Below are 26,520 nucleotides of genomic sequence, written 5' to 3'. Positions count from 1 at the left end.
ACGTCGAAAGCGGCCTCGGCACGGATGCCTCAGCCGACCGTCAAGAACGGGCAATTTTCAGGACAACGGGGGGCCGCGCTGGCTGGCCAGCGGCGCCGGCAAAGCGCAGCGGCCATGCGCCGCAAATACTGCGGGAACAAACGTGAAATGCGGCAGCGGGGGCAATACGGCCAGTGACGGCAGCGCCGCCCCCAGATCGTGCGCTGCCAGACAAAGCTCGCAGGCGTGCGTCGGCAAGCCATCCTCGTTACCTGCTGCATGCTCGAGCGCATGCGCCTCCGCCGCCAGTTGGGCGAAGAGAAGTACGGCAACAAGAATTAGGTGACGCAACTGAAGCATCATTTCAATCTATCAGCGGGCATCCGTGGCGATGGAAGGGGCGCTGGTTCAGTCAGCCTGAACCAGCAAGCCTTTGAGATACTCACCTTCCGGAAAGTTCAGTGCCACCGGATGATCGGCCGCCCCCGACAAGCGACGGACGATACGCGCACTACGCCCAGCATCGAGCGCCGAATCGGCAATGATCTTCTGGAACATTTCGAGCCCAACGCCGCCGGAACACGAATAGGTCATCAGGAAACCGCCCGGTCTGAGCAAGCGGAAACCGAGGATATTGATATCCTTGTAGGCCTTGGCGGCACGGTCGGCATGGGCCGCCGAGGGCGCAAATTTGGGCGGATCAAGGACGATCACGTCAAACAACCGGCCCGCTTTGCGAAAATCGCGCAGCGCCTGGAAAACATCGGCCTCCTGCCATTGTGCGCGGTCAGCCGGCAATGTCGGATTCAGCGCCAGATTGGCCTGAGCTTGGGCCAATGCCGGGCCGGACGAATCGATGGACAGTACGCTGGCCGCACCGCCGGCCAGTGCCTGCAGCGAAAAACCGGCGGTATAGCAGAAACAGTTGAGGACATCCTTGCCGGTCGACAACTGGCCGAGCAAGCTACGATTCTCACGCTGATCGAGGTAAAAGCCGGTCTTGTGGCCACCGGCAATATCAATCGCCAGCCGGACACCATTTTCATCAATGGCCAACGGCGTCGCCGGTGCCTCGCCATGCAGCCATCCGGTCGTCGGACCGAGGCCTTCAAGACCGCGGACATCGGAATCGGAGCGCTCGTAGACACGGGCACATCCCGTCTCCTTGACCAGGCCGGCGACAATGGCACTCCGCCACTTGTCGGCACCGGCCGAGGTCAGCTGAACGACGACGGTATCGCCGTACTGGTCGGCAATGACGCCGGGCAGGCCATCAGATTCGGCATGGATGAGGCGCAAGCCCTGCTGGCCGCGCAGTTCAGGCAGTGCCTGACGAAGAGCGACGGCCGCCGCGATGCGACGCTTGAAGAAGGCATCATCGATCGACTCGTCAGCATCAAAGGTCCAGAAGCGGGCGCGAATCTGCGACTTCGGACTGTAGGCCGCGCGGCCGAGTGGGCGCAGGTTGTCAGCCAGCACTTCGACCGTATCGCCCGGCCGGGCCCGGCCTTCAAGACGGCCGACGGAGCCGGCGAACAACCACGGGTGATGCTTGAACGCCGAACGTTCCTTGCCCGGAAGCAGAATCAGCTGAGCCATGTTTTTCCTGAACTAAAAAGCAAGAAGCCCCGGTTACCTTGCGGCAACCGGGGCTCGGGAATTCTTTTACCGGCTATTCCGTGCCCGGATCAAGCGTGACGCGAAGACAAGCCGCAGGCAGTGCACACAGCACGGCAAGACAGCGTCGACAAAGTCATGCCTGGAACAGGAGGGAAATTAAGCGCCCAGAGCCTTGCGGTTGCGCTGATGGCATTCGGCACCGTACATGACCTTGAACATGGTCTTGCTCATGCCCTTGAACAGGCGCTTGGTAGACTTGGAAACGCAACGGCGCTCCAGGGAGGAACGACGGGTACGGTTGATGGTGGCAGCCATGAAAACTCCTTGAATACAGCGAATTTGCGAAACCGTAGAGGATAGCGCCCCGCAGCGGAATCGTCAACGAAGCCTTGATTTTTCGCCAATTTTCCGGATCAGCCACGTCCCGCCAGGTTATTTCGATTTGGCGCGGGGATGGGCCGAATCGTACACCTTGGCCAGGTGCTGAAAATCCAGGTGCGTATAGACCTGGGTCGACGCAACGCTGGCATGACCCAGCATCTCCTGGACCGCCCGCAGATCGCCCGAAGACTGGAGAACATGCGAGGCGAAGGAATGGCGCAGCATGTGTGGATGGACATGGGTTGGCAAGCCCATCTGGATGGCCCGCCTGGTCAGCCGGGCTTCGACCAGGCGCGGACTGATGCGCCCGCCCCGCTGGCCGACAAACAAGGCCTGCTCGCCTGGGCGGGCCAGACCATCACGTACCGCCGACCATGTGGCAAGAGCCTCCCGCGCCTTGCTGCCGACAGGGACCAGACGCAGCTTGCTGCGCTTGCCGAGCACCCGGATTTCACCTTCATGGGCGACGCTGTCGAGAACATCACAATCAAGCGAAACCAGCTCGGCGAGCCGCAAACCCGAGGAGTAGAACAACTCGAACATGGCCAGGTCGCGCGCCCCCTGCACCGGATCATCGTCCTCGAAGGGCGCCAGGAGACGAGCCGTTTCGTCTACGGAGAGCGCCTTGGGGAGAAGGCGGGGGGATTTTGGCGGCCGGATACCGTCGCAAGGATTGGCCTGGACCAGACCACGCTCACCGAGCCAGGCGAAGAAACCGCGCCAGGCCGACAGGGTCCGCGCCAAAGAACGGCCGCCAAGTCCCTGACCATGAAATTGAGCGATATACCGCCGAACATGGTGCACCTGCACGCTGGCCAATGACGTCTCACCCATCGCCACCTGAAGCTTTTGCAGATCGCGCCGATAATTTGAGACGGTGTGCGGCGACAGCCGTCGCTGATCCGAAAGTTCGGCCAGCCACGTATCAACCGCAACACCGGGGGTCACAGCACGCTCTTGGTCACTCTGGCCAGGGCAGCGGAGACCATTTCGCCAAGGCGCTCGAGATAGAGCGTCCCCATGTCGGCGTAGAAACGCTGCGCTTCCTCGCTGCCCAGGGCGATCATGCCGATCGTGCCGCCACCGTTGCGCAAGGCGATAAGGGCTTGCGAACGAATGTGCGATGCCGCCTCGCCAAACCACGAGGTTGTGCCAAATCCGGCCGTCGAGCCGCAGTAGGGGCGAGCCAGGGTTTCAGCGAATACCTGCAACTCTTCGCTAACCGCCGCGAACTCCGGCAGGTCTTCGATCTCGGCCGGCTTGTCCCACAGGCGCAGGGCGACGTGCGGAACGGAAAAGTCATCGCGCAGGTGAAAATTGAGCAGATGAATGACCGCCTGGAATGTCTCGGCAGCGATCAGGGCGACGGAGAGTCGGTGCACCTTCTCGCTGATCTGGTCATTTTCCTCGCCGAAGGAAATCAGCTCGGCCAGCTTGCTCTCGGTCGCCCGATTCTTGTCGCGCAGCGTCAGCATCTGGCGCTCGGCCAGCGAGACGGTGCGCCCGCCGTGCGGATGGGGCACGAAAATCTGCGCCATGAGATCGGCGTACTGCTCGAAAAAGCCCGGATTGTTTTTCAGGTAATCAGCAATTTCTTCCGGAAACATGGCACTCATAATTCGATTTCTCCAGAAAAGACAGTGACTGCCGGCCCGGTCATCAAGACCGGCCGGTCAGCGCCGCCCCAGGCAATATTCAGGTCACCGCCGCGCGTCGTGACACGCACCGGCGAATCAAGGAGGCCGCGGCGAATGCCTGCAACGACGGCAGCGCAAGCTCCTGTACCGCAGGCCATGGTTTCACCGGCACCCCGCTCATAGACGCGCAGTTTGATGGCATGCCGGTCGACAATTTGCATGAAGCCGGCATTGACGCGCTGCGGGAAGCGCTGATGGCTTTCAATCAGGGGGCCATGTTGGTCAACCGGTGCCGCGTCGACGCAATCCACCACCTGCACGGCATGCGGATTGCCCATCGAGACGACGCTGGTTTCCAGGGTTTCGTCGGCCACGTCGAGCATGTGGACGATCACGTCATCATCGGCGAGAAAGGGGATTTCAGCCGGCAAGAAGCGGGGAACGCCCATATCCACGGTCACATTGCCATCACCTTCGAGGCGTGGCGAAATGAGGCCCTTCATGGTTTCGACGCGAATTTCGCGCTTCTCGGTCAGCCCCTGCTCATGGACGAAACGCACGAAACAACGGGCCCCGTTACCGCACTGCTCGACCTCGCCACCATCGGCATTGAAAATCCGGTAACGAAAATCGACGCCCGGCTGGGTCGCCTTTTCAACCAGCAGAATCTGGTCGCAGCCGACGCCGAAATGGCGGTCAGCCAGATAGCATAACTGCTCTGGCGTCAGCGACAGGGACTGGCGAATTCCGTCGAGGACAACGAAATCGTTGCCCAGACCATGCATCTTGGAAAATTTTAGTTTCACGTGCCGCCCTAAGAAATTGTTTTGAAAAGCATAACAGAGACAAATAGTTACCTCAAAGTCTTAAAGCTTATTCTCCATCACAAAATCATCCATCACATAACCGCGACCGATGTCGTCGACAATTGCTTCGCGCACGACAAAACCGTATTTCTTGTACGAATTGATAGCTTTTTCGTTGCGCTTGTTTACCGCCAGAATTACGCAGGGATAGCCTCCAGCTTTTGCCCGTGCGGCAACGTGGGCGATCAGCTGACCACCCACACCCTGACGCTGAACGTCGGGATGGATATAGAGCTTGTCGAGCTTGAATTCACCCCGGTAAATTTCGCTGAAGGCAAAGCCGACACGACGGTCGCCAAAAAATGCCTGATCCAGCCATTTGTTCGAATCTTCAAGATCGTCGTTCAGGCGTTCATGCCCATAGCGCTGCTCGAGCATGAAATCGATCTGTTCCTGAGTGATGATGCCGGGGTAGGTGGCCTGCCAGATTTCGCGGGCGAGGGCCGAAATTGCCGGCACATCGGGCGGCGTCACGGGACGAATTTGTATGTTCAGGCTGTTCATTTGTAAAACCTCTGTTCTCCGGGGGGCCGGGTTTTGAAACGCTTGTGCAGCCAGAAATACTGCTCCGGCATGCGCAGGACCTGGCTTTCAATAAACTGGTTCATGAATTCGGTATCGGCTTCGACGCTTTCGCCGGGGAAATTATCCCAGGGCGGCATGACTTCGATCTCGTAACCGTCCGAGACCTGATGGCAAATTACCGGCACAACGCGCGCCCCGGTCAGCCGGGTCATGCGCGACAGTGCGGGAATGGTCGCCGCCTGAACGCCGAAGAAGGGGACAAAAATCGACTCTTCGGGGCCAAAATCCATATCGGGCAAATAGTAAAAGGGGTGGCCGGCCTTCATCGCCTTGACGATCTTGCGCATGCCATCCTGGCGCGACAGCAGGACCGCCTCGTTAAAACGCATCCGGCCATCATAGAGCAACTGGTTGAGGACAGGATTTTTCTGCTTCGAGAATACGCTGCAGCCGGCAACATGCATCGAGATTGCCGTACCGCCGGCATCCAGACCGACGAAATGGGGGGAAAGCATGATCACCGGCCGGCCTTCGGGATCGGTCAGATGCTCGACGCCGTGGATGCGGATGATCCTCTGCAGCCGTTCTTTCGAAGCCCACCAACCCAGGGTGCGATCGAGCACAGCACGGGCGAATGCGACAAAATGCCGGCGCGCCAGATCTTCCCGCGCCGTTTCACTCTGCTCGGGGAAACACAGGCGCAGGTTAGTCAGGGCGACCTGGCGCCGCTCTCGACCCAGTGCATAGAGCAGGCGCCCCAAGCCCCAGCCGAGGGCGCGCAAGACGGACAGTGGCAGCCAGTGCAGCAACCACAGAAACCCGACCAGAACATAGGTAAGCATCACCTTCACAGCAGCATCACTCCACCGGTGCCGGTTCTGCACCGGTCGGTCGTTTATAGCGGTTATAGCCCCACAGGTACTGGGTCGGGCACTGACGAATCAGCGTCTCGATTTCGCCATTAATCTGCTGTGCCCGCTCAACCGTAGACCCGGCCAGCGGCTTCTGAGGCAGTTCGAAATGAACCCGGTAGCCACGTCCGCCCGGCAGCCGCTCACCCCAGGTCAGCAGCGAGGCGGCACCCGTTTCGGTAAGCCGGGCAGCCAGGGTCATGGTGTAGGCATACCGCCCGAAAAATTTGAGCCAGACGCCCTCCCCGGTCTTCGGTGCCTGGTCGGGCAGCATGCCGACCATCTGACCCTTCTTCAAAGCCTTGATCAGTGCCCGCACGCCAGAGAGATCGGCTGGTGCCAGATGCAGTTGCGCCCGCTTGCGGCCGGTCAGGATGAGTTCCTGGGCCACGGCTGACTTGGGAGCGCGATAGAGCACGGTGATATCACCGAACGACGACAGATACTGCGCAGTGATCTCGAAACAGCCGAGATGCGGCGTCAGAAAGACGATCCCTTTGCCAGCCTGCTGCGCCGCCTCGACGTGTTCCCAGCCGACAACTTCAGCGACCAGCGGAATCGCTTCCTCAAGCGGCCGCATCCAGATGCGCGCCAGTTCGACCATCTGCTTGCCGGTTTCAGCCGCCACCCGCCCCCGCAAGGTGGAGGGCAACCCGGCCTGGGCGATGTTTTCCTGCAGATGACGACGGTAGGTCGGCGACAGCCAGTAAGTCAGGCGGCCGAGCCCGCTGCCGAGGGCATGCAGGAGACGCAAAGGGAGCAGGGAAAGTAGGCGAAAAATAAAAACCATGAGGCCTCGGGGGTTGAATCCCCCTGAGAAAAGTTTAATATTATCCGTTCGCCGAGTTAAACAGACAACTTGCGGGGCGACTAATAAATTCTGCTAAAGCGTCGCCTGCTCGTGGTCCGAGGTTGGTAGCGCCGGATCAAAGGACCACTGGAGCTTCGCATGAGCGAATATTTCTTCACTTCCGAATCCGTTGGCGAAGGCCATCCGGACAAGGTTTCCGACCAGATTTCCGATGCCATCCTCGACGCCATCCTGGCGCAGGACAAGCACTCCCGCGTCGCGGCGGAAACGCTGTGCAACACCGGCCTCGTCGTACTGGCCGGTGAAATCACCACCAACGCCAACGTCGATTACATCCAGATCGCCCGCGACACCATCAAGCGCATCGGCTACGACAATACCGACTACGGTATCGACTACAAGGGTTGCGCCGTCCTCGTCGCCTACGACAAGCAGAGCCCGGACATCGCCCAGGGCGTAGACAAGGCCTACGACGACAACCTCAACCAGGGTGCCGGCGACCAGGGCCTGATGTTCGGCTACGCCTGCGACGAAACGCCGTCGCTGATGCCGCTGCCGATCTACCTCTCGCATCGTCTGGTTGAACGTCAGGCCATGCTGCGCAAGGACGGCCGTCTGCCCTGGGCGCGCCCGGACGCCAAGTCGCAGGTCACCATCCGTTACGTCGATGGCAAGCCGCATTCGATCGATACCGTCGTGCTGTCCACCCAGCATTCGCCGGACATCAGCCTCGATGATCTGCGCGAAGCGACGATCGAACAGATCATCAAGCCGGTGCTGCCGAAAGAGCTGATCAAGGGCGACATCAAATTCCTGGTCAACCCGACCGGCCGCTTCGTCGTCGGCGGCCCGCAGGGTGACTGCGGCCTGACCGGGCGCAAGATCATCGTCGACACCTACGGCGGCGCCGCGCCACACGGTGGTGGCGCCTTCTCCGGCAAGGATCCGTCCAAGGTCGACCGCTCGGCCGCCTACGCCACCCGCTATGTCGCCAAGAACATTGTCGCCGCCGGCCTCGCCTCGCGCTGCCTGGTCCAGGTTTCCTACGCCATCGGCGTCGCCGAGCCGACCTCGATCATGGTCGAGACCTATGGCACGGGCAAGGTCAGCAACGAAATCCTGACCGGCCTCGTCCGCAAGCATTTCGACCTGCGCCCGAAAGGCATCGTCAACATGCTCGACCTGCTTCGCCCGATTTACCAGAAGACTGCGGCCTATGGTCACTTTGGCCGTGATGAGCCGGAATTCAGCTGGGAAACGACGGATCGTGCAGCGGTGCTGCGTAACGACGCCGGCCTGTAAGACAACTTACATTAGCGTCCCCAGGTGCCGAACGGACCGTTGAACCGCGACACCGGTTGGTAAGGCAGCAGCGATACCCAGCAAAAGGGAAGCCACACGGCTTCCCTTTTTTTCGCTAAAATTAGCAAATATGCTCAAACGAATCCCGGTGGACCAACTCGGCCTGGGTATGCACCTTCAGGCATTCTGCGGCGCATGGCTGGATCATCCGTTCTGGCGGACGAAATTCGTCCTGAGCGACCCGAATGACCTCGTATTGATCCGGCAAAGCCCAATCACCGAGGTGTGGATTGATGTCTCGAAAGGTCTCGACATTGCCGCCTCCTGCACCCAGGAGATCGAGGTCGCCGAGCAAATTCCCGAACCACAGCCCACCGTTGCTCAGGAAAGCGCCTCTTTCAACAACGAGTTGAAACGCGCCGCTAAAATTTGCGCCAGAGGCAAGGAAGCTGTCGTTTCGATGTTCCAGGAAGCCCGTATGGGCAAGGCCATCGAAGCCGATGCGGCAGCGCCGCTGGTTGAGGAAATCTCAAATTCCGTGCTGCGCAACCCCGGTGCCTTGATCAGTCTGGCCCGGCTGAAAACCGCCGACGATTACACCTACATGCATTCGGTCGCCGTCTGCGCACTGATGATCGCACTCTCCCGGAAACTCGGGCTTGACGAGCCAACCACCCGCGAAGTCGGCATGGGCGGCCTGCTGCACGACCTGGGCAAGGCGATGATTCCCGCCGACATCCTGAACAAGCCGGGCAAGCTGACCGACGCCGAGTTCGCGGTGGTCAAAACCCATCCGGCAGAAGGGCACAATCTGTTGCTGGCAGGCAAAGGGATTAGCGACATCGTCAAGGATATCTGTCTGCACCACCACGAGAAAGTCGACGGCAGCGGTTACCCCAAGCGACTCAATGGTGAAACCATGAGCCTGTTTGCCAAGATGGGCGCCGTTTGCGACGTCTATGACGCGATTACCTCGAACCGTCCCTACAAGGCTGGCTGGGACCCAGCCGAGTCGATCAAGCGAATGGCCGAATGGACGGGGCATTTCGACCCGGTGGTCTTTCAGGCTTTCGTCAAGAGTCTCGGCATCTACCCGGTTGGCTCGCTGGTCCGGCTCGAATCCGGCAAACTGGGCGTCGTGGTCGAACAGGGTGAGCAGTCACTGCTCAAACCCAAGGTCAAGGTCTTCTTCTCGACCCGCTCACAGGCCTACATCAACCCCGAACTGATCGACATAGCCCGCAGTGCCGAAAAAATTGCCGGCCGCGAGGAGGCCAGCAAATGGGGCATCAAGGATATCGATCGCTACTGGGCCGGCGAAAAAATCTGAAATCGGTTTATAATCCTCGACCTACCGAGGGGCGCTGCAGGGGCTTGGTCGTCAAAAACCACTCTCTCAGGCTCGGTTTGAAACTGCGCTCACCCATTTAATCCGTGCCGGGCACGGGATGCCGGGTGAGCATCCCCTCCCGGCCACAGTTCATCAGGAGCTTACTGTGGCTGACTTCAAAGATTTTGTTATTGCCGACATCAACCTTGCCGCCTGGGGCCGCAAGGAAATCAATATTGCCGAAACCGAAATGCCCGGCCTCATGGCGATTCGCGAAGAATTCGCCAAGACCCAGCCGCTCAAGGGCGCCCGCATTACCGGCTCGCTGCACATGACGATCCAGACCGCCGTCCTCATCGAGACGCTGACCGCGCTCGGCGCCGAAGTCCGCTGGGCCTCCTGCAACATATTCTCGACCCAGGACCACGCGGCCGCCGCCATCGCCGCGCAGAACATCCCGGTCTTTGCGGTCAAGGGCGAAACCCTGGTCGATTACTGGGATTACACCCACCGCATCTTCGAGTGGGCCGACGGTGGCTACTCGAACATGATCCTCGACGACGGCGGCGATGCCACCCTGCTCCTCCACCTCGGCGCCCGTGCCGAGCAGGACATCTCCCTGCTCGCAAAGCCGGGTTCGGAAGAAGAAACCATCCTCTTCGCCGCCATCAAGGCCAAGATCGCTATCGATCCGACCTGGTACTCGGTGCGCCTCGCCGCCATCAAGGGCGTTACCGAGGAAACGACGACCGGCGTCCATCGCCTCTACCAGATGCACCAGCGCGGCGAACTCAAGTTCCCGGGCATCAACGTCAATGACTCGGTGACCAAATCGAAGTTCGACAACCTCTACGGCTGCCGCGAATCGCTGGTCGATGGCATCAAGCGCGCCACCGACGTCATGATCGCCGGCAAGATTGCCGTCATCGCCGGCTACGGCGACGTCGGCAAGGGATCGGCCCAGGCCATGCGCGCCCTCTCGGCACAAGTCTGGGTCACCGAAATCGATCCCATCTGCGCCCTGCAGGCGGCGATGGAAGGCTATCGCGTCGTCACCATGGAATACGCCGCCGACAAGGCCGACATTTTCGTCACCACCACGGGCAACTTCCACGTCATCACGCATGACCACATGGCGGCCATGAAGAACAACGCCATCGTCTGCAACATCGGCCACTTCGACAACGAAATCGATGTCGCCTCGATCGAAAAGTACCAGTGGGAAGAAATCAAGCCCCAGGTCGATCACGTCATCTTCCCCGATGGCAAGCGCATCATCCTGCTCGCCAAGGGCCGTCTGGTGAACCTCGGTTGCGGCACGGGCCATCCGTCCTACGTCATGAGTTCCAGCTTCGCGAACCAGACCATCGCCCAGATCGAACTGTGGACCGAGGCCGTCAAGGGTTCCAACAAGTACCCGGTCGGCGTCTACACCCTGCCCAAGCACCTCGACGAAAAGGTCGCCCGCCTCCAGCTCAAGACGCTCAACGCCCAGTTGTCCGAACTGACCGACGAGCAGGCTGCCTACATTAGCGTGCCCAAGGACGGCCCGTACAAGGCCGACCACTACCGCTACTAAAGGCATGTGTTAGTTATGGCCGGGGAGCTGACTCCCCGGCTTCTACTAGCAAACACTTACGTCATGAGCATGAACTCCTTCCACGCGCGTCAGAAGAAGCCGCCGGCACCCCGCCAGCCCTCCCATGAGCGGCCGGCCGGGATGTCACGCGCGGATGCCTTGCTCGTCGCACAGGGGCTCGCCCCCTCGCGTACGGCTGCACAGGCGATGATCAAGGCGGGAAGCGTCAGCTGGGCCGGCGGCGCAATCAACAAGCCGGCCATGGAACTGCCTGAAGCAACCCCCCTCAGCGTCAGCGCCGATGCTGAAATGCCTTACGTATCGCGCGGCGGCCTGAAACTGGCGGGTGCCTTGGCCGACTGCGGCATCCCGGTGCGCGACAAAACCTGTCTCGATGTCGGGCAATCAACCGGTGGCTTCACCGACTGCCTGCTGCAAGCGGGAGCCGAACGCGTTGTCGGCGTCGATGTCGGACATGGCCAGTTGCATGCAAAACTGGCCAACGACTCGCGCGTGACTGCGCTTGAAGGCGTCAACTGCCGCGCACTTGACCCGGCCGACCTAGGCAGCGCCCGGCCTGCCAACGGTTTCGCGTTGATTGTCGGCGACGTTTCCTTTATCTCGATGACCCTGATTTTGCCGCAACTGCTCGCTCTGCTGGCCTCCGATGGCGACCTGCTGTTGCTGATCAAGCCGCAATTCGAAGTCGGCCCGGCCAACATCGGCAGGGGCGGCATCGTCCGCGACCCGGCGCTTTACGCCGACGTCGAACGCAAGCTGCGCGACTGTGCAACCGGTCTCAAACTCAAATGCCATGGCTGGCTCAACAGCCCGATTACCGGCGGTGATGGCAACCGCGAATTCTTCATCTGGTTGAAAAAATGACAACAGACATCTCCATCGAATTCTTCCCGCCGCAAACGCCAGAAGGCGTCGACAAGTTGCGCACCGTCCGCGCCAAGCTGGCCGAACTGAAGCCGAGTTTCTTTTCGGTAACCTTCGGTGCTGGCGGCTCGACGCGCGAACGCACCTTCGCCGTGGTCAAGGAAATTGCTGCCGAAGGCCACGATGCCGCACCGCACCTTTCCTGCATCGGTTCGACGCGCGACAACATCCGCGAAATACTCAATGAATACAAGGCCGCCGGCATCAAGCGCACCGTCGCGCTGCGTGGCGACCTGCCCTCGGGCATGGCAGAAACCGGCGAATTCCGTTACGCCAACGAACTGGTCGAATTCATCCGGGCCGAAACCGGCGACTGGTTCAGCATTGAAGTCGCCGCCTACCCGGAATGGCACCCCCAGGCGCGCAGTCCGAAAGACGACATGGATGCCTTTGTGCGCAAGGTCAAGGCTGGCGCCAACTCAGCCATCACCCAGTACTTCTACAATGCCGACGCCTACTTCAGCTTTGTCGACGAAGCCCAGGCCCGGGGTGTCGATGTCCCCATCGTGCCCGGCATCATGCCCATCGTCGGCTTCACCAAACTGGCCCGCTTCTCGGATGCCTGCGGTGCCGAATTGCCGCGCTGGATGCGCAAGAAATTCGAAAGCTTTGGCGACGACAGTGACTCGATCCGAGCCTTCGGCCTCGATATCGTCACCGAACTGTGCGAACGTCTGCTCCAGGGCGGCGCACCGGGGCTGCATTTTTATTCAATGAATCAGGCCACGCTGACCACGGAAATCTGCCGCCGACTCGGGTAAAAGCGCCCATCCTAAACGGCAAAAAACCGCGAAATTCGCGGTTTTTTGCCGCTTACCGGGTAGATCAGGCGGCTTGCGTCACGATCACGCTCTGCGCCGGCATCGGCGCCGGGAAACCCGCTTCGGCCAGCGCCTCGCGCAGGACCTTGTTGGTGTCGAAATAGACCTGCCAATAGTGATCGTTGTTGCAGTAAGGGCGCACGGCCAATACTGGGCCGACCAGCGTGAAGTAGAGAATTTCGACATCGACCTTGGGCTCGGCCACGACATTCGGAATCGCCGCGATCTTCTCGCGCAGCAGGGCCATCGCCGCTTTATGATCGGCCGCTCCCGACAACTGGCACTTCAGATCAACCCGGCGGAACGGATTGACCGTGAAGTTCTGGATCGTTTCGCTGAACACCTTGTTGTTGCCCAGAATGGTCTGGACGTTGTCCGGCGTATTGATCGTCGTCGTAAACAACCCCAGCTCAACCACCGTCCCGGTCACCCCGGCCACCGAGACGAAGTCGCCGACCTTCATCGGACGCAGCACAACCATGAAGGCACCCGCCGCAAAATGCGCCAGCAGCCCCGACCAGGCCATACCGATAGCCACGCCGCCAGCCGCGATGAGCGCCGCAAAGGTGGTGGTCTGAATCCCGAAGTAACCCAGTATGCCGATCACCAACAGCACGTTCAACGTCACTGTGACGATAGATCCGATGTAGCGCAGCAGGGTCGGATCGACCTTTTGCTGTTCCAGCGTCGAGCGCAACATGCGTAGCGCCATACCGATCAGCCAACGGCCGATCATCCAGAAGGCAATGGCTGCCAGCAGTTTCAAGCCGACGTCTGTCGCTGTCGTGATCAAAATATCCTGATAGCGTGAAATATCCTGTTCCGTCATCCTCTTCTCCTAAAAAGTCTCTTCCGGGGCCCGGCCATCCCAGGCCACGCATAACGATCGATTGTAAGTAGATCAAGTTCACCTGGCATCCAGATCGACCCGATCCTCACAATTCTTCACAGAGCCGGTTTTCGTTGACGGTCACAGTCGCCGTCTATATAATGCGCGCTCCCTGTAGGTCGGGTCGGTAGCTCAGTCGGTAGAGCAGCGGACTTTTAATCCGTTGGTCCCGAGTTCGAATCTCGGCCGACCCACCAGTAGCACAAGGGAAATCTGGGGCGCTAGCTCAGTTGGTAGAGCAGCGGACTCTTAATCCGTAGGTCGACAGTTCGAATCTGTCGCGCCCCACCAGAATTATCAAGCACCTAGCCTCGGTTATTTGCCGGGGCTTTTTGCTTCATGCAGGTTTAAAAGGCACTGCATCAGGAAACCTCCTGACCGGAGTGTGCATCACGGACGCGGGATGGAGCAGTTGGCAGCTCGTCGGGCTCATAACCCGAAGGTCGCAGGTTCAAGTCCTGCTCCCGCAACCAAAGACAAAGAAAAAGGCCAGTCAAACGACTGGCCTTTTTCTTTGTCTTTGGCGCCGGCTACTTGCGACCAAATTTTTCGGCCAACTGGCTCAGTTTTTCGGCTCGCCGCGCCTCAGCCTTGGCTTCTGCCTCAGCGGCCTTGCGCACTTCGGCCTGTTTCTTGAAACGCTCGCGCAACTGTTCAGCGGCGTGCTGACGATTTTCGTCGGTCACTTCGTCGGCCGGCGTACCGTCAAGATTCAACCGTACCGTTCCCTTTTCCATTTCCTTGAGATAACGCGTCGAAATGGTGTGGCTGCGCATGGCCAGCCGCAGGGATTTCTTGCTCAGTTCAGGGAACACGGCAAACACCTGCTTGTCGATGCCGATGGCCAGAGGACTGAAATTACGGAATACATCGAATCGCGTCTGCAAATCCTTGAGCAGGGCACGGGTATCGTTCGGCTTGTCGGTGGTGGCTTCGGTAGTCGTCATGATGGAACTGTGTCTTGTGAGGCGCGAAGGGTAGCACGAAGGCGCCCCCTTGCAGCCTCGAATCGGCAATCAGACGCCGTTTTTGCGGAACCAGGCGAGCATTTTTTGCCAGCCATCCTCGGCTTCTTCCTTGCGATAACTCGGTCGATAATCGGCATGGAAGGCGTGTGGCGCATTATCGTAAACATGGATTTCCGATGCCCTGGCCGCGACGCTTCCCGATTTCAAGGCTTTTTCCATCGCCTCGACGGTTTCCAGAGGGATACCGGCATCCAGTCCGCCGTAGAGACCGAGCACCGGCCCCTTGATCTGCCCGACCAAGTCGGTCGGGTGTCTGGGCGTCATGGCATTACTCGGGCCAACCAGCTTGCCATACCACGCCACACCTGCCTTGACGGCCGCATTGTGGGCGGCATACAGCCAGGTAATTCGACCGCCCCAGCAAAAACCGGTGACTGCCAGACGGCTTGTATCGGCACCTTTCGAGGCGGCCCAGGCGACGCAGGCATCAAGATCGCCCATCACCTCGGCATCGGGCGTCTTGCCGGTGATTTTCTCAAGGATTTCCGGCACGCTGGCAATCTGGCGCGGATCACCCTGCCGGGCGAAAAGATCGGGGCCAATGGCGCAATAACCTTGTTTGGCCAGGCGGCGACAGGTATCCCGGATGTATTCATGGGCCCCGAAAATTTCCGACACCACCAATACCACCGGCGGCTTGACGGCACCAGCCGGCACCGCACGGTAGGCCACCATCTCGCCATCCTTCACCGGCACCTTGATCTCGCCGGCGAGAAGGCCGGCATCGTCGGTCTTGATCGCCGTCTGCGCCATGATCGGCTGGGTCGCCAGGGCAAAGCCGGCACCCAGGCTGGTGACGATGAAACTCCGCCGGTTAAAGGACTGGGCGGGCAAAAGGCTATCGAACTCGGGTTCGCTTTTCATGGGTTGTCTCCTCGGTGAGCATCACATCAGGACGATGTCGTACTGCTCGGGAGAATAACTTGGTTCGGATTGCAATGAAACGGACTTGCCGATGAAATCGGAAAGCATGGCCAGCGCCTGCGACTCTTCATCGAGGAACAGATTGACAACAGCCGGGCCGGCCAGGATGCGGTATTCGCGGGCATTGAACTGGCGTGCTTCGCGCAGCAGTTCACGCAGGATTTCATAGGCCACGGTGCGCGCCGTCTTGACCTCACCACGCCCACCACAGGTCGGGCAGGGTTGGCAAAGCACATGGGCGAGCGACTCACGCGTCCGCTTACGGGTCATTTCGACCAGACCGAGAGCGGTAAAGCCATTCACCGTCAGGCGGGTGTGGTCACGGGCCAACGCCTTGTTAAATTCATCGAGGACGGCCTTCTTGTGTTCCTCGTTTTCCATGTCGATAAAGTCGACGATGATGATCCCACCCAGGTTGCGCAGGCGCAGCTGGCGGGCAATGGTCACTGCTGCCTCAAGGTTGGTCTTGAAAATGGTGTCGTCAAAATTACGCACGCCAACAAAACCGCCGGTATTGACGTCAATGGTCGTCATTGCCTCGGTTTGATCCATGATCAGGTAGCCACCCGATTTAAGATCGACGCGGCGGGCCAGGGCTTTCTGGATCTCGTCCTCGACCCCGTGCAGGTCGAACAGCGGACGCTGACCGGTGTAGTGTTCGAGTAGCGGGATGACGGCCGGCGTGTATTCCTCGGCAAAGACCGTCAGCTTCTGAAAATTCTCCCGGGAGTCGACCAGCATGCGGGTGGTTTCCGGATTGACGAAGTCGCGCAGGACGCGCTGGCCGAGCGACAACTCCTGATAAAGGAGACTGGGCGGCCCCGAGGTGCGGGCCTTGTCACGGATATCGGCCCAGGTCTTGCGCAGGTAGGCGATGTCCGTCGCAAACTCGGTTTCACTGGCGTTTTCGGCCATGGTCCGGACGATGAAACCGCCCGGCTCGTCGGCCGGCACGAGGCGGGTGATCTTTTCGCGCAACATTTCGCGCTCGGATTCCGACTCGATGCGCTGCGAAATGCCGATATGCTTTTCCTGCGGCAAATAAACCAGCATGCGACCGGCAATCGACACCTGCGTCGACAGACGGGCGCCCTTGGTCCCGATCGGATCCTTGATGACCTGGACGAGAACGCTCTGCCCTTCGTGGAGAATCTTTTCGATGGGGCGCTCGGTCGCGGTTTCCCGGGGCTGCCAGATATCGGCAACGTGCAGGAAAGCGGTTCGATCCAGGCCGACATCGATGAAGGCCGACTGCATGCCAGGCAGAATGCGGCAGACGCGACCCAGATAAACGTTACCGACCAGCCCGCGGCTCGCCGTGCGCTCGATATGGAGTTCCTGGACGACGCCCTGTTGCATGACGGCAACGCGGGTTTCCTGCGGAGTGAAATTGATCAGGATTTCTTCAGACATAGTCTCTACAATGCGCGGTTTCGCCGCATTCTACTATGTCCAAAGCTCCCGAACTCCTCGCTCCTGCCGGCTCCCTCGAGATGATGCGCACCGCCTTCGATTTCGGGGCCGACGCAATCTACGCTGGCCAGCCACGCTACAGCCTGCGCGTGCGCAATAACGAGTTCGGCAGCATCGAGAAACTGGGCGAAGGCATCAACGAGGCGCACGCCCGCGGCAAGCAGTTTTTTGTCGTCAGCAACATCATCCCGCACAACGCCAAACTGCCGACCTATCTGGCTGACATGGCACCGGTCATTGCGCTCAAGCCCGACGCCCTGATCATGTCTGATCCGGGCCTCATCGACATGGTGCGCGAAACCTGGCCGGAGCAGGTCATCCACCTGTCGGTACAAGCCAACACGGTCAATTGGGCTGCTGTTCGCTTCTGGCAGAAAATGGGCGTCCAGCGCATCATCCTGTCGCGCGAACTGTCGCTCGACGAAGTCGCCGAAATCCGCCAGCGCTGCCCCGACATCGAACTCGAAGTCTTTGTGCATGGTGCGCTGTGCATCGCCTACTCGGGCCGCTGCCTGCTTTCGGGCTACTTCAATCACCGCGACCCGAACCAGGGCACGTGCACCAACTCCTGCCGCTGGGACTACAAGGTCAGCACCTCGGACGGGCAGCCGGCCAAACTGCTCAAGCAGGATCAGGAAATCCTCCTCGAAGAAAAGCAGCGCCCGGGCGAATTGATGCCCATTGAAGAGGATGAACACGGCACCTACATCCTCAACTCGAAAGATCTTCGCGCCATCGAGCACGTTCATCGCCTGGTGGAGATCGGCGTCGACTCGCTGAAAATCGAAGGCCGCACCAAGAGCCCTTACTACGTCGCCCGCACCAGCCAGGCCTACCGCCAGGCGATTGACGACGCTGTTGCCGGCAAGCCGCTCGACCCGGCGTTGCTACGCGAACTTGAAGGTCTGGCCAATCGCGGCTACACCGATGGCTTCCTGCAGCGCCACCACGACGTCGAGTACCAGAATTATCTGCGTGGCAGTTCGGAGTCTGACCGCAGCCTCTACGTCGGCGATGCCGTAGCCTTCGACACGACGCGCGGCCTCATGGAAATCGAGGTCAAGAACCGCTTCTCCATTGGTGATCGTCTGGAATGCGTACACCCCTCCGGCAATCACGTGATAACCCTGAACCGGATGGAAAACAGCAAGGGTGAAGCGGTCACCGTAGCACCCGGCAGCGGTCACCGGGTGTGGATTGATTTACCAGCGATGTACACCGATTCCTTCGTGGCGCGTTTTGTGTAATTTCCTTGCAAAAACAACAACAAACTATTTTGTGCGCCGCAGCATTTCGTGTAAACTTCCTGTCATGAGTAAAGTTGCCAACCGCATGCCGCTGATCGACGCCCTGAAGGCAGTCGCGGCCATGCTCGTCCTGCTTCATCATTTCTCGTCCTACGGCCCGCTCGCCGCAGCCGCACGCGAGGCGATGCCGGCGGCCGCCGACTGGCTGTTCGACTATGGCCGCATGGCCGTTCAGATATTCCTCGTCATCGCCGGCTTTCTGGCTGCCCGTGGCCTGTCCGGCGAAGGCCAGGCACTCTCGGTTTCCCCCCTGCCACTGATCTGGAAGCGCTACCTGCGTCTTGCCATTCCGTATCTTGCTGCAATCGGCCTGGCCATCATGGCAGCGACCATCGCCAACCAGTGGCTTGATGACGAGGCGGTTCCGGCCCGCGCCACCCTCGGCCAATGGCTGGCCCATGCCGTTTTGCTGCACGGGATACTCGGCGTCGATTCGCTGTCGGCCGGGGTCTGGTATGTCGCCATCGACTTCCAGCTATTCGCATTGATGGCGCTTCTCCTGTGGGCCGGTCGTCGCCACGTGATCGCTCCAGCCCTTGTTCTGGCCACCGCCCTCGCTTCCCTCTTCTGGTTCAACCGTGACGCCAGCTGGGATAACTGGGCCATCTACTTCTTTGGCTCCTACGGCCTCGGCGCTGCCGCCTGGTGGGCCTCCGGCCGCCGCCAGATGTCGACCTGGCTCGCGGTCATCGCCTGCGTTGCCATTGCTGCCCTGGTGGTCGATTTCCGGCTGCGCATTGCACTCGCCCTGGCCGTCGCCTTGCTGCTTGGCTTCAGCCGCCGCAACGGTCTTCTCGAAACCTGGCCGACTGCCCGACCGCTAGCCTTCCTCGGCCAGATTTCGTATTCGATTTTCCTGGTGCACTTTCCCATCCTGCTGCTCGCCAACGGCCTCTACAGCCGCTTCGAATTCGAATCACCGCTTTCCGGCTTGGTTGCGCTGATGCTCAGCGTATTCGCCAGCATCCTTGGCGCAACCCTGTTCTACCGGTGGATCGAAAGCCCTGCCGCCAGCCAGCGCATTACCAACGCTCTCAGCTGGCTCTCTGGCAACCTTTGGGTACTCGCCAGGCACACCCGGCGGCTGGCGCGCCGTGCCGTTCTCGGCGCCGAAACGCCCTAACTTCCGAGTTCGCTCCGTCCGCGGAAGAATTCCAACGCTTCGGGATTGGCCAACGCCTCGACATTCTTGACCGGCCGGTCGTGCACCACATTGCGCACGGCCAGCTCGACAATCTTGCCTGACTTGGTGCGCGGGATATCGAGCACCTGGACAATCTGGGCCGGCACATGGCGCGGGGTCGTGTTGTCCCTGATCTGCTTCTTGATGCGCTCGATCAGCGACGCATCAAGCTTATGGCCCTCCTGCAGCTTGACGAAGAGGACCACGCGCACGTCGTCACTGCGTCCCGGTGGCCAGTCCTGGCCGATAACCAGGGCTTCGAGAATTTCCGGCAGCTGTTCGACCTGACGGTAGATTTCCGCCGTACCGATCCGCACGCCACCGGGGTTAAGCGTCGCATCCGAGCGGCCGTAAATGATCATGCCGTCGTGCGCCGTCAGTTCCGAAAAGTCGCCGTGGCACCAGATGTTGTCGTAGCGCTCAAAATAGGCGGCGTGATATTTCCGGCCATCGGGGTCATTCCAGAAACCGACCGGCATGACCGGGAAGGATTTTGTACAAACCAGTTCACCTTTTTGTTCCCGCACTGACTGGCCAACGTCATCGACGACATCGACCGCCATGCCCAGACCGCGACATTGGATTTCGCCGCGATAGACAGGCAACACGGGATTGCCGAGTACGAAGCAGGAGACAATGTCGGTGCCGCCGGAAATCGAGGCGAGCAGGATGTCCTGCTTGATTTCACGATAGACCCAGTCGAAACCCTCTGGCGACAGCGGGCTACCTGTCGAGAACATGGCCCGCAGGGCAGTCAGGTCGTGGGTCTTACCGGGCGTCAGGCCGAGCTTGGCGGCGGCGTCGATAAATTTGGCCGACGTACCGAAGTGTGTCATTTTCTCGGCTTCCGCATAGTCAAACAGCACCTTGCCCCGCACCGCAAATGGCGAACCGTCGTAAAGCAGGAGGGTGGCCCCACAGGCCAGGCCGGAAACCAGCCAGTTCCACATCATCCAGCCGCAGGTCGTGAAATAGAACAAGCGGTCACCAGGCCTCACATCACTATGCAGTTGATGCTCCTTGAGATGCTGGAGCAAAACGCCACCGTGACAATGAACAATGCATTTGGGCACACCGGTCGTACCGCTGGAAAACATGATGAACAGCGGGTGATTGAAGCCAAGCCGCTGGAAAATCACGTCTTTTGCCCGACTATTGAGCGAAATATCCCCCCAGCCCACCGCCTGCGCAATATTGGCCATATCCGGTGCGGCGTTCAGGTAGGGCACGACGACCACCTTGAGCAGCGACGGCATCTGCGCCACGATCTCGGCATTCTTGGCCAGACAATCGACCGGCTTGCCGTTGTACCAGTAACCATCGACACAGATCAGTACCTTGGGCTCGATCTGGCCAAAACGGTCGAGCACCCCCTGCACGCCAAAATCCGGCGAGGCCGATGACCAGATGGCACCAAGTGCCGTCGCCGCCAGCATGGCAATCAGGGTCTCGGGCAGGTTGGGCAGGTAGCCGGCCACCCGGTCCCCCGCGCCGACACCAGCCTCGACCAGAAACTGCTGGAAGCGGGCGACTTCGGCGTACAGCTCAGCCCGGCTCAGTCGCCGCTTGACCTTGTCTTCGCCCCAGAAAACCAGCGCTTCGCTGTCATCGCGGCATTGCAGCAGGTTTTCGGCATAATTGAGACGAGCCTCGGGAAACCATCGGGCGCCTGGCATCTGGTCGCCATCGATGACGATTTTTTCGCCTTTTTTCCCAACCGCAGAACAGAAATCCCAGACCTGGCTCCAGAAAGCTTCCGGCTGGTCGATCGACCACTGCCAGGTCTCGCCATAACTCCCCTGACCCATCGCCTGAATGAACTGCGCCATGCGCGTATCGCCCACCGTAAGCGGATTGGGCTGCCACAACGGGCGGGATTCGGTGGCGTGGGACATGAGAGTAAGCTCCTCGGCAATAGTGGACTGGGCGAAGATTAACAGCATGGCCCGAACAAAGATTGTCGTCTGCCGGACAAAGCCATGCCATCAGACTGCTAAGATAATGACCCGTCACCGACCAAGGGTGACCGGTCGCAACCAACAACAACACCAGGAGAACACCCATGTCGCAAGTCGTTTTGACAGAAACCCACGGCAAGGTCGGTCTGATCCGCATCAACCGTCCCGAGGCCATGAATGCCCTTAACAACGAGGTGGTCGATGCCATCGGCGCCGCCATCGATGCCTTCGAGGCGGATGAGAACATCGGCTGCATGGTCATCACCGGCAATGAAAAAGCCTTCGCCGCCGGGGCCGATATCGGCTTTATGAAGGATTTCGACTACATGCATGCCTACAAGACCGATTTCATCACCCGGAACTGGGAGCGCATCAAGACCACGCGCAAGCCGGTAATTGCCGCGGTGGCGGGATTTGCCCTCGGCGGTGGCTGCGAAATGGCGATGATGTGCGACATGATTTTTGCCGCCGATACGGCCAAATTCGGCCAGCCGGAAATCCGCCTCGGCACCCTGCCCGGCGCCGGCGGCACCCAGCGCCTACCCCGCGCCGTCGGCAAGGCGAAGGCCATGGATCTGTGCCTGACCGGACGCATGATGGATGCTGCTGAAGCCGAAAAGTCCGGCCTGGTCGCCCGGGTCATCCCGGCCGATCAACTGATCGAGGAAACGCTCAAGGCGGCGACCACCATTGCCGGCTTCTCGCTGCCGGTGGTCATGATGATCAAGGAGTCGGTCAATCGCGCCTTCGAGTCTTCACTCAACGAAGGCCTGCTCTTCGAGCGCCGCGTCTTCCATTCGGCTTTCGCCCTGGACGACCAGAAAGAAGGCATGGCCGCCTTCGCCGAGAAACGCAAACCGACTTTCAAGAACCGCTGAGACATGCCTCGACAAGGAATCCGGGCATCCCGTCCGGATTCCTTCGGGGAAACGCACTAATTTGGCGAAAACACCAGAAACCACCAGCACTCAGCGCGAGAAAGCCGCAAATCTTTTCCCGCACGAAGCCGTAAATTCCCCGTTTCTGCCTGGATTTGGCACAATTCGGCATGCTCGAAACCAGCCCTCAATCCAGCCTGCCCAGCCGCCTGTGCGGCCCTGATTCCGCCGACCTGATACGGTCCGAGGTACTGGCTGACCTGTTCGAAGCCACGGCGACCAGAACGCCGGACAAGATCGCCCTGATTTTTGCCGAGCGCGAGCTCAGCTATGGCGAACTGAACGCTGCCGCTGACCGTGTCGCCTCGCGCCTCATCGCCGATGGCGTCCGCCCGGGCCACATTGTCGGCCTCTGGCTACCGCGCGGCATCGACCTGCTGGTCATGCAACTCGGCATCGCCAAGAGCGGTGCCGCCTGGCTGCCCTTCGACGCCGATACGCCGATCGACCGCATCAAGGTCTGCCTCGATGATGCCGACAGCACCGGCCTCGTCACCATCGCCAAGATCGAAGATTTCGGTCATCGCTGCTGGCTGGCCGACGACCTACAGGCAGACCACCCCGGCCCGCTCAATCACCGCCACGACGCCCGCCCGAGCGATCCGGCCTATGTTATCTACACCTCCGGGTCGACCGGAAAACCCAAGGGTATTCTGATCAATCAGGGTGCCATCTGCCATTTTCTGCGCAGCGAAAACGTCATTCTCGGCATCAATGAACACGACCGGGTCTATCAGGGCTTCTCTGTCGCCTTTGACATGTCCTTCGAGGAGATCTGGATCAGCTACCTGGCCGGGGCCACGCTCTGGCTGGCCCCCAAGGAGGTAGCAACCGATCCCGAGGCACTGCCGATTGCCCTGATCGACAACCGGGTCAGCGTCCTCCATGCGGTGCCGACGCTGCTCGCCCTGTTCACCTGCGACGTACCCGGCCTTCGCCTGATCAACCTGGGTGGCGAAGCCTGCCCGCAAGCCATCGTCGACCGCTGGGCCGGCCCCGGACGTCAGGTGTTCAACACCTATGGCCCGACGGAAGCTACGGTATCGGCCAGCCTGGCCGAACTGCACCCCGGCCAGCCGGTCACCATTGGCCGCCCGCTACCCAACTACGGCCTGCTGGTCATTGATGCGGCAGTTGACTACGGGCTGCGTCTGCTGCCACAGGGAGAAACCGGCGAACTGTGCATCACCGGCCCGGGGGTCGCCGCCGGCTACCTGGGGCGACCGGATCTGACGGCAGAAAAATTCCTCGATAACCCGTGGGCCGCCAATCCTCATGAAAGCCGCCTGTACCGCACCGGCGACCTCGCCCGCATCGACGAAAGTGGGCAAATTCACTGCCTGGGCCGGACCGACGACCAGGTCAAGATTCGCGGTTTCCGTGTCGAGCTGGGCGAAATTGAAGCTGCCTTGACCCGCCAGCCGGGGGTTGGCACAGCCGCTGTCATCCTGCGCCAGGATGAAGGTATCGAGCGACTGGTCGCCTACCTCATTGTCGACGACCGTGAGACGATCACCGGCCCTGCACTGCGCAGCGAACTGGCGAAGATTTTGCCGCCCTACATGGTGCCTTCGCAGGTCGAGATGCTGGCTGAGATGCCGCGCCTGACATCCGGCAAGATTGACCGCAAGGCCCTCCGGGCCCGGCCGCTCGAACTGCCAGCCGGCGCTCCCGGCGACTCCGATACGCCGGAGTCGCCAGCCGAAGAAATTCTCTTCGCGGCGCTGACTCGCCTCTTCCCCGGTCAGGCCATCAAGCGCGGGGCCGATTTCTTTGCTGACCTCGGCGGCCACTCCCTGCTTGCCGCCCGCCTGGCTTCGACGCTGCGCCAGGAGGCCCGCTTTGCCGGATTTTCCGTCCGCGACATTTATGTTCACCGCCGCCTTGGCCTGATCGCCGCAGCGCTCGACGCCACCGTCGAAGTCGCCACCGATGCCAGCGCGACTGAATGGACGCCACCACCAACCCATCGCCGCTGGCTTTGCGGCCTGGCTCAGGCCCTTGTCCTGCCGCCGCTGGTTGGCCTGCGCATGGGGCAATGGCTGGCTCCCTTCTTCACCTACCACTATTTCACCGGTGACCCCGGCGACTCTATCGCCGTGGCCGTCGCCATTTCTGCCGGCGTATTCCTGATCGCCACACTGCTCGGTTTTGTTTTTGCCATTGTCGGCAAATGGCTCATTGCCGGGCGACTGAAAGCCGGCAGCTATCCATTGTGGGGCCTGACCTATTTCCGCTGGTGGTGTGCCAACCGGCTGATCGAAGGGGCGCCGGTTTACATGCTCAGCAGTTCGCCGCTCAACATCTGGTGGCTGCGAGCCCTGGGCGCCCGCATCGGCAGCGAAACAATCATCGGCAATGTCACCCTGCGCGTCCCCGAACTGCTGCAAATCGGCGACGGCGTCAGCATCGGCAATGCCGCCAACCTTGAGAACGCGCGGGTTGAACGCGGCCAGCTTCACCTTGGCTCGATTACCATTGAAGACAATGTCTGCATCGGTTCTTACGCCGTCGTCGAAGGCAATACAAAAATCGGCTGCTACGGCCATCTGGAAGCGCAATCAGCCCTGAGCGAAGGGCAGGTAATGCCGCCCCGGCGCATCTGGCTCGGCTCGCCGGCACGCGACATCGGCGAATTCGATCCGGAATCCCTGCCGCCCCGCCCCGAGGTTTCAGAAACGCGACTGGCCCGCGAAGGACTTTTCTACGTACTCGGCATGCTGGCCACCGCCACCATCTTTTTCATGCCGGTCTTCCCCAGCTTCATGCTCGTGGACTGGCTGGATGTCGACCCAACGCCGGAAGTGCTGAGCAATACGCCAATCATTGTGCAGCTGTGCAAATATTTTGCCCTCGCCTTCCCCGGCACGGCCGTACTCATTGTCGGCACCATCCTCAGCTCCGCCCTCCTGCGCTGGACGCTGATGCCACGACTGCAGGCGGGCAGCTGGCCGATCCACAGCCGGGTCTATTGCAGCCGCTGGCTGGTCAACCAGATTCAGGAGTCGAGCCTGAACATCCTGCACGGTATCTACGCCACGGTCTACGCGCCGTTCTGGTATCGCCTGCTCGGTGCCAAGGTCGGCCGCGATGCTGAAATCTCCACCGCACAAGGCCTGGTTCCCGATCTGCTGACCCTGGGCGATGAGACCTTTATCGCCGATGCCGTCATGCTCGGCGACGAAGAAGTCGATGGTGGCTGGATGACCATGAAGCCGACGGTCGTTTCACGCCGCAGCTTTGTCGGCAATGGTGCCTACATTCCGGACGGCACGACCCTGCCGGAAAATGTGCTGATCGGCGTCCAGTCGCGCGCCCCGGCCAATGAGCGGATGCAGCCGGGCGATACCTGGCTCGGTTCGCCGCCGATCAATCTGCCGGCCCGCGAGCAGACCGCAGGCTACCCAGAGGCACTGACCTTCCGACCGTCACCACTACGCCGACTTGGTCGTGCGGTAGTTGAAGCCTTTCGCATCATTTCACCGCACGCGCTGGTCATCGCCGTTGGCTACACCGTCGTGATTAACGTCATGCCGCTGGCCGAAGCCGGCCGCTGGCGTGATGTCTGTGCCCTGCTGACCGGAGCTGGCGTCTTTTTCAGCCTGAGCACCATCATCTTCGTCGCCGTTCTAAAATGGTTGTGCATCTGGCGTTACAAGACGCACTCGGTGCCGATGTGGACACCCTTTGTCTGGACCTCCGAAGCGATCACCAGCCTCTACGTCGGCATGGCTGTACCGAACTTGATGAATTACCTGCGCGGCACGCCCTGGCTACCACTCGCCCTCAACATGCTGGGCTGCCGCATCGGACGTGGCGTCTATCTCGACACCACCGATGTCACCGAATTCGACTGCGTCCGCATCGGCGACTATAGCGAACTGAATAGTCTGGCCTGTCCGCAAACCCACCTGTTCGAAGACCGCGTCATGAAAATCGATCTGGTCGATATCGGTCAGCGTGTCTATGTCGGGCCACGTACGACCATTCTCTATGGTGCCGTGGTCGGCGATAACGTCCGCCTCGGCCCTTTGTCGCTGGTCATGAAGGGCGAAAGCCTGCCGGCCGGATCAAGCTGGTCGGGTTGCCCGGCCGCACCGGCCAGCCGTTGAG

General features: G+C 60.5%; 23 protein-coding genes, 3 tRNA genes and 1 riboswitch. Of the genes, 12 read left to right on the top strand and 14 right to left on the bottom strand.

The window, feature by feature from the left end; translation table 11 throughout:
* Positions 1-57: 57 nt before the first annotated feature.
* The 9 genes from HYN24_RS01000 to HYN24_RS00965 all read right to left on the bottom strand — a co-directional run bounded on the left by HYN24_RS01000 (position 58) and on the right by HYN24_RS00965 (position 6,709).
* Positions 58-342 (bottom strand): hypothetical protein, encoded by a 285-nt coding sequence (locus tag HYN24_RS01000; RefSeq protein WP_117607549.1) that lies wholly within the window; start codon positions 340-342, stop codon positions 58-60.
* Positions 343-387: 45 nt separating this feature from the next.
* Positions 388-1,578 carry a class I SAM-dependent rRNA methyltransferase gene (locus HYN24_RS00995; protein WP_117607548.1) on the bottom strand — a complete coding sequence of 397 codons (1,191 nt, stop codon included), beginning with the start codon at positions 1,576-1,578 and terminating at the stop codon, positions 388-390.
* Between the two features lie 177 nt (positions 1,579-1,755).
* A complete protein-coding gene (locus tag HYN24_RS15735) occupies positions 1,756-1,914 on the bottom strand; it encodes a hypothetical protein (protein ID WP_162888560.1) in 159 nt (52 codons plus the stop codon).
* Between the two features lie 117 nt (positions 1,915-2,031).
* Positions 2,032-2,928, bottom strand: a complete 897-nt coding sequence (gene xerC / locus HYN24_RS00990) for a tyrosine recombinase XerC (protein ID WP_117607547.1) — start codon at positions 2,926-2,928, stop codon at positions 2,032-2,034.
* Positions 2,925-3,596 carry a DUF484 family protein gene (locus HYN24_RS00985; RefSeq protein ID WP_205421418.1) on the bottom strand — a complete coding sequence of 224 codons (672 nt, stop codon included), beginning with the start codon at positions 3,594-3,596 and terminating at the stop codon, positions 2,925-2,927. The genes xerC and HYN24_RS00985 overlap by 4 nt, the downstream gene beginning before the upstream one ends.
* Positions 3,593-4,423: a diaminopimelate epimerase gene (gene dapF / locus HYN24_RS00980; RefSeq protein ID WP_117607546.1), complete on the bottom strand. Its 831-nt coding sequence runs from the start codon at positions 4,421-4,423 to the stop codon at positions 3,593-3,595. The genes HYN24_RS00985 and dapF overlap by 4 nt, the downstream gene beginning before the upstream one ends.
* Before the next feature lie 60 nt (positions 4,424-4,483).
* The gene (locus tag HYN24_RS00975) at positions 4,484-4,987 is read right to left on the bottom strand and encodes a GNAT family N-acetyltransferase (RefSeq protein WP_117607545.1); all 504 of its coding nucleotides are present in this window, start codon (positions 4,985-4,987) and stop codon (positions 4,484-4,486) included.
* Complete coding sequence (locus HYN24_RS00970) at positions 4,984-5,850, bottom strand: lysophospholipid acyltransferase family protein (protein WP_117607544.1); 867 nt, start codon at positions 5,848-5,850, stop codon at positions 4,984-4,986. The genes HYN24_RS00975 and HYN24_RS00970 overlap by 4 nt, the downstream gene beginning before the upstream one ends.
* 16 nt (positions 5,851-5,866) lie before the next feature.
* The gene (locus HYN24_RS00965; RefSeq protein WP_117607543.1) at positions 5,867-6,709 is read right to left on the bottom strand and encodes a lysophospholipid acyltransferase family protein; all 843 of its coding nucleotides are present in this window, start codon (positions 6,707-6,709) and stop codon (positions 5,867-5,869) included.
* Between the two features lie 159 nt (positions 6,710-6,868).
* Here HYN24_RS00965 and metK point away from each other — a divergent pair, with 159 nt between their 5' ends.
* The 5 genes from metK (at position 6,869) to metF (ending at position 12,647) form a co-directional block, all read left to right on the top strand.
* Positions 6,869-8,032, top strand: a complete 1,164-nt coding sequence (metK, locus tag HYN24_RS00960) for a methionine adenosyltransferase (RefSeq protein ID WP_117607542.1) — start codon at positions 6,869-6,871, stop codon at positions 8,030-8,032.
* Positions 8,033-8,162: 130 nt separating this feature from the next.
* Positions 8,163-9,362, top strand: coding sequence for an HD-GYP domain-containing protein (locus HYN24_RS00955; RefSeq protein ID WP_117607541.1), 1,200 nt, complete (start codon positions 8,163-8,165; stop codon positions 9,360-9,362).
* Between the two features lie 20 nt (positions 9,363-9,382).
* Positions 9,383-9,460: riboswitch (S-adenosyl-L-homocysteine riboswitch) on the top strand.
* Positions 9,461-9,480: 20 nt separating this feature from the next.
* On the top strand, positions 9,481-10,941 hold the full coding sequence (gene ahcY / locus HYN24_RS00950; RefSeq protein ID WP_117607540.1) for an adenosylhomocysteinase: 1,461 nt from the start codon (positions 9,481-9,483) through the stop codon (positions 10,939-10,941).
* 63 nt (positions 10,942-11,004) lie between these two features.
* Entirely contained in the window at positions 11,005-11,826 is an 822-nt protein-coding gene (locus HYN24_RS00945; RefSeq protein WP_117607539.1) for a TlyA family RNA methyltransferase, read from the top strand.
* A complete protein-coding gene (gene metF / locus HYN24_RS00940; protein WP_117607538.1) occupies positions 11,823-12,647 on the top strand; it encodes a methylenetetrahydrofolate reductase [NAD(P)H] in 825 nt (274 codons plus the stop codon). The genes HYN24_RS00945 and metF overlap by 4 nt, the downstream gene beginning before the upstream one ends.
* Positions 12,648-12,711: 64 nt before the next feature.
* On the opposite strand, the gene HYN24_RS00935 is transcribed toward metF, so the two are convergent.
* A complete protein-coding gene (locus tag HYN24_RS00935) occupies positions 12,712-13,536 on the bottom strand; it encodes a mechanosensitive ion channel family protein (RefSeq protein WP_117607537.1) in 825 nt (274 codons plus the stop codon).
* A gap of 181 nt (positions 13,537-13,717) precedes the next feature.
* On the opposite strand from HYN24_RS00935, the gene HYN24_RS00930 reads away from it, so the two are divergent.
* From HYN24_RS00930 to HYN24_RS00920, 3 genes are all read left to right on the top strand, one after another.
* Positions 13,718-13,793 (top strand) — tRNA-Lys (locus HYN24_RS00930).
* Positions 13,794-13,811: 18 nt separating this feature from the next.
* A tRNA-Lys gene (locus HYN24_RS00925) sits at positions 13,812-13,887 on the top strand.
* Positions 13,888-13,993: 106 nt separating this feature from the next.
* Positions 13,994-14,069: transfer RNA gene (locus tag HYN24_RS00920), tRNA-Met, on the top strand.
* Positions 14,070-14,126: 57 nt separating this feature from the next.
* Here the strand turns inward: HYN24_RS00920 and HYN24_RS00915 are convergent.
* The 3 genes from HYN24_RS00915 to rng form a co-directional block, all read right to left on the bottom strand.
* Positions 14,127-14,543 carry a ProQ/FINO family protein gene (locus tag HYN24_RS00915; protein ID WP_117607536.1) on the bottom strand — a complete coding sequence of 139 codons (417 nt, stop codon included), beginning with the start codon at positions 14,541-14,543 and terminating at the stop codon, positions 14,127-14,129.
* 69 nt (positions 14,544-14,612) lie between these two features.
* Positions 14,613-15,488 (bottom strand): dienelactone hydrolase family protein, encoded by an 876-nt coding sequence (locus HYN24_RS00910; protein ID WP_117607535.1) that lies wholly within the window; start codon positions 15,486-15,488, stop codon positions 14,613-14,615.
* Positions 15,489-15,509: 21 nt separating this feature from the next.
* Positions 15,510-16,961, bottom strand: coding sequence for a ribonuclease G (gene rng / locus HYN24_RS00905; protein ID WP_117607534.1), 1,452 nt, complete (start codon positions 16,959-16,961; stop codon positions 15,510-15,512).
* Between the two features lie 35 nt (positions 16,962-16,996).
* On the opposite strand from rng, the gene yegQ reads away from it, so the two are divergent.
* Positions 16,997-18,268, top strand: a complete 1,272-nt coding sequence (gene yegQ / locus HYN24_RS00900) for a tRNA 5-hydroxyuridine modification protein YegQ (RefSeq protein ID WP_117607533.1) — start codon at positions 16,997-16,999, stop codon at positions 18,266-18,268.
* Between the two features lie 64 nt (positions 18,269-18,332).
* Positions 18,333-19,451: an acyltransferase gene (locus HYN24_RS00895; RefSeq protein WP_117607532.1), complete on the top strand. Its 1,119-nt coding sequence runs from the start codon at positions 18,333-18,335 to the stop codon at positions 19,449-19,451.
* On the opposite strand, the gene HYN24_RS00890 is transcribed toward HYN24_RS00895, so the two are convergent.
* Positions 19,448-21,340 (bottom strand): acetoacetate--CoA ligase, encoded by a 1,893-nt coding sequence (locus tag HYN24_RS00890; protein WP_371413240.1) that lies wholly within the window; start codon positions 21,338-21,340, stop codon positions 19,448-19,450. The genes HYN24_RS00895 and HYN24_RS00890 overlap by 4 nt on opposite strands.
* Positions 21,341-21,573: 233 nt before the next feature.
* Here HYN24_RS00890 and HYN24_RS00885 point away from each other — a divergent pair, with 233 nt between their 5' ends.
* Both HYN24_RS00885 and HYN24_RS00880 read left to right on the top strand, forming a co-directional pair.
* Positions 21,574-22,347 (top strand): enoyl-CoA hydratase, encoded by a 774-nt coding sequence (locus HYN24_RS00885; RefSeq protein ID WP_117607531.1) that lies wholly within the window; start codon positions 21,574-21,576, stop codon positions 22,345-22,347.
* A gap of 170 nt (positions 22,348-22,517) precedes the next feature.
* Entirely contained in the window at positions 22,518-26,519 is a 4,002-nt protein-coding gene (locus HYN24_RS00880; protein ID WP_117607530.1) for a Pls/PosA family non-ribosomal peptide synthetase, read from the top strand.
* Position 26,520 lies beyond the last annotated feature (1 nt).

Source organism: Dechloromonas sp. HYN0024, assembly GCF_003441615.1.
GTDB lineage: Bacteria > Pseudomonadota > Gammaproteobacteria > Burkholderiales > Rhodocyclaceae > Azonexus.
Note: the sequence above shows the minus strand (reverse complement) of the source record. Positions and strands in the feature narration are given on the sequence as shown.